This window comes from Rhizobium sp. 01N447_2 (genome assembly GCF_056399245.1).
Map to the genome: position 1 here is coordinate 1 of NZ_JBFTQY010000137.1, position 6,468 is coordinate 6,468.

Below are 6,468 nucleotides of genomic sequence, written 5' to 3' on the forward strand. Positions count from 1 at the left end.
GAATACTCCATGCGTCACTCCGCCGAAAGAACGTTAGCATGCTGACTCGGAACTGCGGTAGGCCGAAGGCACATGGGTGGGGTTTGAACCAACGACCAGCTTCTCAAAACTGAATCAATGAAAATTCCTGCTCTTCACCTTCAACGTATCGATATGAAGGTCAGGCACGAACATGTCGCGCGTGGCTATAACAGGCTTAGGCGTATCCCGCGGATCAGGCCCTCCGCCTCTGGCAAACTCATCACCTCTGCCTGCTGGAAGCTTGAACTCTTCATCTCGATCGGCAAGGCCGACGAGATCGCCTGACAGATCGAAGAGCTGCTGGGYGACAAGATGCACCACCTCCCCTTCACGCTGAATCCGACCATTGATCGCCATCATCGAAGAACCTAAAACGACCCGCCGGCGTTTTTCGAACAGCGTCGGCCAGACGACGAGGTTGGCCGGCCCGGTCTCGTCCTCGATGGTGATGAACATGACGCCCTTGGCCGATCCGGGCTTTTGCCGCACCAGCACAAGTCCTGATGTATAGACCCAACGCCCGTCCCTCGAGTTCATCGCCTCGGCACAAGTGATAATGTTGCGCACTGATAAATCCTTGCGTAGGAAGGCAATCGGATGCTGCCGCAATGTCAGTCCGGTATGACTATAGTCCTCGATAACATTGTGCCCGTCCGTCATCTGTCGAAGCAGGACTTCAGGCTMCTGCTGCTCGGCGATTGCAGCCCTCTCCCGTTCGGCAGCCGCCGCAAACAGCGGCAGGGGTTCGTCGCGCAGCGCCTTGATCGCCCAGAGCGCGTCGCGGCGTTCGAGCTTCAGCGACGGCAGGAAGGCATCGGCCTTGGCAAGCTGGACGAGCGCCTCCGATGGCACGCCGGATCGCCGCCACATATCGTCAACCGAGGCAAAGGCATTGTCCATGCGTGCCGCGACGATGCGCGCCGCGTCAGCGACCGCCAGTCCTTTCACCTGCCGGAAACCGAGCCGTACGGCGTGGCGGCCAGAATTGCCGATCCGCTCCAGCGTGCAGTCCCACCGGGACCGATTGATGCAGACCGGCCGGACCTCAACGCCGTGGGCTCTCGCGTCGCCGACGATCTGCGCCGGTGCGTAAAAACCCATCGGCTGCGAATTGAGCAGCGCCGCGCAAAAGGCTTCCGGATAGTGGCATTTGATAAAGCTCGACGCATAGGCGATCAGCGCGAACGAGGCCGCATGGCTCTCCGGGAAACCATAGGAACCAAAGCCTTCGAGCTGGGAGAAGGTCTTTTCGGCAAATTCGGGCGTGTAGCCGTTCCTCACCATGCCCGATACGAGTTTGTCCTTGAACCGCGAGACGCCGCCGGTGAATTTGAAGGTCGCCATCGACTTGCGCAGCTGATCGGCCTCGCCACCGGTAAAGCCGGCGCAAACCATCGCCACCCTCATCGCGCTCTCCTGAAACAGCGGCACGCCGAGCGTCTTGCCGAGCACCGCCTCAAGCTCGGGCGTTGGATATTCGACGGCCTCCTTGCCTTCGCGCCGGCGCAGATAGGGATGCACCATGTCGCCCTGGATCGGACCGGGCCGGACAATGGCGACCTGCACCACGAGGTCGTAGAAGGTTCGGGGTTTCAGCCGCGGCAGCATCGCCATCTGAGCGCGGCTTTCGATCTGGAAGGTGCCGAGCGTATCGGCTTTGCGGATCATCGCATAGGTCGCAGGATCCTCCTGCTCGATTTTCGAGAGATCAAGATCCCGATCCATGTGCTCGCGGATCAGATCGAAGGCCTTGGCCATGCAGGTCAGCATCCCAAGCGCCAGGATGTCCACCTTCATGAATTTCAGGGCTTCGACGTCGTCCTTGTCCCATTCGATGATCTGACGGTCCTTCATCGTTGCCGGTTCGATCGGCACGAGATCGTCGAGCCGATCATGGGTGAGGACAAAACCGCCGGGGTGTTGGCCGAGGTGCCGTGGTGCGCCCATCAGTTGCTGTGCGAGCTTCAAAGTCAGCACAAGACGCCGGTCGTCTGGATTGAGATTGAGCTCACGGACATTGCGATCGCAGACCTCCTCCGACCAGGCCCACATGCCCGACGACAAGGCCTTGATTACGTCTTCCGGCAAGCCGAGCGCCTTGCCGACATCGCGGATCGCGCCGCGCGCCCGGTAGCGGGTCACGGTGGCGCAGAGCGCTGCCTTTTCTCTGGTGTAGGTCTGGTAGATCCACTGGATAACCTCTTCGCGCCGCTCGTGCTCGAAATCCACATCGATGTCCGGCGGCTCGTCGCGCTCCTGGCTGACGAAGCGCTCGAACAGAAGATCGTTGGTCGAGGGATCGATGCTGGTAATGCCGAGAATGTAGCAGACGGCGCTGTTGGCGGCAGAACCCCTGCCCTGGCAAAGAATGCCCTGGGACCGCGCATAGCGCACAATCGAGAAGACAGTCAGAAAATAGGGCGCGTATTTCATGGTGCGGATGAGGTCGAGCTCGTGCCGCACGACCTTCAACACATCGGGCGGCAGACCTTCGGGATAGCGATCGGGCACGCATTGCCAGACATAATGCTCCAGCGATGCCTGGGCATCCTTGCCCGGCACGATCGCTTCCTCCGGATATTGGTAGGTGAGCTCCTCGAGCGAGAACCGACAGCGGTCGGCGATTTCAATCGTCCGGGCCAGTGCATCTGGGTAACGGGGGAACAGTCGCTGCATCTCTTCCGGTGGCTTTAGGAAGCGGTCGGCGTGGCGTTCCCTTTCAAAACCAACATCGTCGATCGTCGTGCGGGTGCGAATGCAGGTGACAATGTCCTGCAGCTGTCGGCGGCCTGGCTCGTGGAAGAGGACATCATTGGTGACGACCGTCCGCACCTTGAACCGCGCCGCAACATTGGAAATCTCATGCAGCCGCAGCTGGTCGTTCTGCCGGCGTCGCAGACAAAGCGACACATAGGCCCGATCACCAAACAGCTCGGCCATCTTGCGCAGTTGGATCGCGCAGACGTCATCCGGCAGATCCGCCACAAGAATGCCGATCATGCCGTCGTTGTACGCGATGACATCGTCCCAGTGCAGGATGCAGTTGTTCTTGCCGCCGCGCGACTTGCCAAGCGTGATAAGGCGGGTCAGCCGGGAATAGGCAGCCCGGTCGGTCGGGTAGACCAGCAGCGACATGCCGTCGGCCAGATCAAGCCGGCAACCGACAACGAGGCGCAGACCGGTGGCACGCGATGCTTCAAGCGCCCGGACAATTCCGGCAAGCGAATTGCGGTCGACAACGCCGAGGGCTTCGATGCCAAGAGCCTTGGCGGTCTCGAACAGTTCCTGCGCCGAGCTTGCACCGCGCAGGAAGGAAAAATGGGTCGTGACCTGCAGCTCGGCATAACTCATGCGAAGATCCCATGGCAGTACCAGCGATGGCTTCCGGTTTCCGGATCGATGCCATCACCGGAGCGAAACACCCAGAGGCGCTCGCCGGCCTCGTCTTCGATGACGAAATAGTCCCTCACCGCCTCCATCTCGGCGTCGCGCCGCCACCACTCGCCAAAAATCCGTTCCGGACCATCGGCGCGCTTGACCTTCCGGCGCTTGCCGCGCCAGGTGATCGAGACCGGCGGCCGGTCCGGCAGCAAGGCGATGGCCTCGATCAACTCCGGACGCGCCAGCAGCCGGACAGGCCGGCGCCAATGGCTGACCCAGGTGACCTCGATCGGATCGGCAGCAGGACTGATGCGCTGGACGGAGCGCTCGGGCACGTCGGAGGCAACCGGTGCCACCCGATAAACGCGCTGCCCGCGGTTGCCGTAGATATCGATCAGTGGCGTCACGTCCTTCACTTCCTCCTCGACCAGCGAGGAGGATTTCTGGCGCTCCTCCAGGGGCTCAGCCATCACCGCAACCAGGGTGAGCTTCTCGATCCCGAAGCCGGGCTCGATCTTCTCCGTCCGGTCGCGAAACAGCTTCGTCAGCCAGGCGACATCACGCACCGGCTTCACCGTGCCGGCACGGATCGCCTGCCGTGTTCCGTCAACCTTTTCGACGATCAGGTCGGCGCGCCGGACACCAAGGCCGCGTTTCTGCAGTTCCTCGATCAGTTGTACGACCAGCCGGCCGACATATTTGTCGATGGTTTCGGCAGCACCGATGGGCTCGGCGAAGGCTCTGGAGACCTCGATCGTTTCGGCGGTGCGGATCGGATCGATCGGTTCGCAGAGGCGGCCGAACATCTGGTCGAGCCGCCGGCCGATCTCCGGACCGAAACGAAGGGTCAGCGGCGCGCGCGGCGTGTTGGCCAATTCGCCGATCGTCTGGAAGCCAAGCGTGCGCAGATCGCTGACGACTTTCCCGGGAAGGCGCAGCAACGATATCGGCAGCTTTTCGACGGCGCGGACGGTCTCACCTGAAGGCACGATGACCGTTTCGCGGCTGATGGCACGGGCGCAGGCGTGGGCCGCACCCCAGGTGTCGGCTATCGCAACGCGGGGTGTGAGTTTTTTTGCCAGGAACTGATTGGCGATCTTCGTGACCATCGGCAGCTCGCCGCCCTGCAGGTGATCGGCACCCTCCGTGTCCATGACGATCCCGTCGATCCCATCGACTGCGACGATCGGAGAATAGAGCGTCAGCGCCCAGAGAGTAATCCGCTGGAGCGCTGCGGCATCCATTGCAGGATCCGCATCGACCAGCATCAGGCCGCGGAACAGCGCCTGGGCTTTGGCCGCCGGCATGCCGACATGCACGCCGGCTTTTCGGGCGGCTGCGTCCGCAGCCGACACCCAGCGTTTCGAACCGCTCCTGGCAATCACGGCGATCGCCTGTTCAGGCGGAATAGACGGATCGGCGCGACGAATACGATCCGTCGGCAGATCCGGAAGATAGATCGAGACGACCCTTGTCATCGCACGCCCTCACGAGAAACTCAGCACATTCACCCGCTTTCACGCGCATCAATTCCAGCAGCCATTGGGCCCTTCCAACACCCGGCACTGGCAATTCCTCCGACGGCATGACGCTCACCCGCCACCGCGTGGTCGATGCCGTCGGCTGCCCGAAATCATTGGCCTCCGTCTGTCGCCGCCAACGTCGCACGGCAAGCGCCATCGTGCCCGTTCGCTCGGCCGCCAGCTGCAGCCGGCGCGAGCTGACCATCGGCAGGCGAACGAGTTCACCCACCACGGCGCCGAGCCCACCAAAGGACAGCCCCTCCTCCATATTGGCGAGCACGTCTTCTTCCTTGTCGGATTCGACAAAGATCACCCGGTCGGGATGGAGTCCGACCTGGGCGAGCGCCGGAAAGAAGAGATCGGGGCGCGTCAGGCACCAGACGATCGGGCCTTTGGTCCGCGCTGCTATCCCCGCTGCACAGAGCGCCGCCGCTGCACCATCCACCGTGCCAGACCCGCCGCCGGCAAATTCGTGCAGGKCGCCATAGGCCAGACCACCTCCCGGCAGGACCGCGTCGATTTCCGGTACGCCGAAGGAAAGACAGCCAGCCTTCCTGGCTGATACGCCGTTCAGCGATGCAATGCGCTCGCGCAGATCGGAAATCACCCTTTCACGGGCAGCAGTCATCGTTCACGGCTCCCTTCAAGGTCGTGTTGGCGGCCGACATCATGTCGAACAAAATGCGGATGTTCTCTTTCTGTTCCGACCCAATAAAAGAGTCAAGCAACCGGAGGGATGGGAATATTATCCTGAACATTAGAAATCAGCAGAATACCCATGAGAATCAGCCCAGTAGCAGCCCGCGGACTTTTTTCCGAGCGTTTGAGAGCGCTAATCCCTTTGTGTGAATTGCGGGGACAAGTCGGTATCGCCACAGTGTCTTTAAGATTTTTCTGCTGAACTCTCGGCATGACGAAGCCTCCCAGATCAAAACCCCTCCTTCGTGACACCGAGGCCCCGATCCGTTCCCGGCCGCGWGGCAAGCGAAATCCCGCCCAACCGCAGCTGCTGTTCGATCCCATGCCCGAGCGCGTCGAGCCCGCGCTGGCGCAGTTGAAGGCTCATCCCCCAAAGGGAAACCAGTGGAGCTGGGAGCTGAAATGGGATGGCTATCGCCTTGCCGTTCACATCGAGCCTCAAGGGATCCGGATCCTCACGCGCGGCGGCCATGACTGGACGCACCGGTTTCCGGCGATCGCAGAGGCCGCCCGAGCGCTCGGGCCGGCGACGATGATCATCGATGGCGAAGCCGTCGTGCTCGACGATGAGGGGCGGCCGGATTTCGGGCTGTTGCAACAATCGCTGGGCGCATCCGATAAACAAGCCGGCAACCGTGCATCCGACGCTGTCCTCTACGCTTTCGATCTTATGTACCTTGATGGCCACGATTTGCGAGGCGTCGAATACCGGTCTCGACGACACCTTCTCGAGGACACGTTAAACGGCCTAATGAATGATCAAGTCGGCGCCGTCAGGCTATCGGAAACACTCGATGGTGACCCAGCTGTCCTGCTGGAGCACGTCTGCCGCCTCGGCTTGGAA

Annotated in this window: 4 protein-coding genes; 1 reads left to right on the forward strand and 3 read right to left on the reverse strand. The window is 61.6% G+C overall.

What is annotated here, in order from left to right; translation table 11 throughout:
* Positions 1-114: 114 nt before the first annotated feature.
* The 3 genes from AC1ECN_RS37865 to AC1ECN_RS37875 are packed head-to-tail and all read right to left on the reverse strand — an operon-like array spanning position 115 to position 5,553.
* Positions 115-3,372 (reverse strand): error-prone DNA polymerase, encoded by a 3,258-nt coding sequence (locus AC1ECN_RS37865; protein WP_477955948.1) that lies wholly within the window; start codon positions 3,370-3,372, stop codon positions 115-117.
* Positions 3,369-4,880, reverse strand: a complete 1,512-nt coding sequence (locus tag AC1ECN_RS37870) for a Y-family DNA polymerase (protein ID WP_477955949.1) — start codon at positions 4,878-4,880, stop codon at positions 3,369-3,371. Before AC1ECN_RS37870 ends, AC1ECN_RS37865 begins: the two co-directional genes overlap by 4 nt.
* Positions 4,801-5,553 (reverse strand): ImuA family protein, encoded by a 753-nt coding sequence (locus AC1ECN_RS37875; protein WP_477955950.1) that lies wholly within the window; start codon positions 5,551-5,553, stop codon positions 4,801-4,803. The genes AC1ECN_RS37870 and AC1ECN_RS37875 overlap by 80 nt, the downstream gene beginning before the upstream one ends.
* Before the next feature lie 282 nt (positions 5,554-5,835).
* Here AC1ECN_RS37875 and AC1ECN_RS37880 point away from each other — a divergent pair.
* A partial coding sequence (locus AC1ECN_RS37880; RefSeq protein WP_477955952.1) for an ATP-dependent DNA ligase occupies positions 5,836-6,468 on the forward strand: 633 nt, incomplete at its 3' end.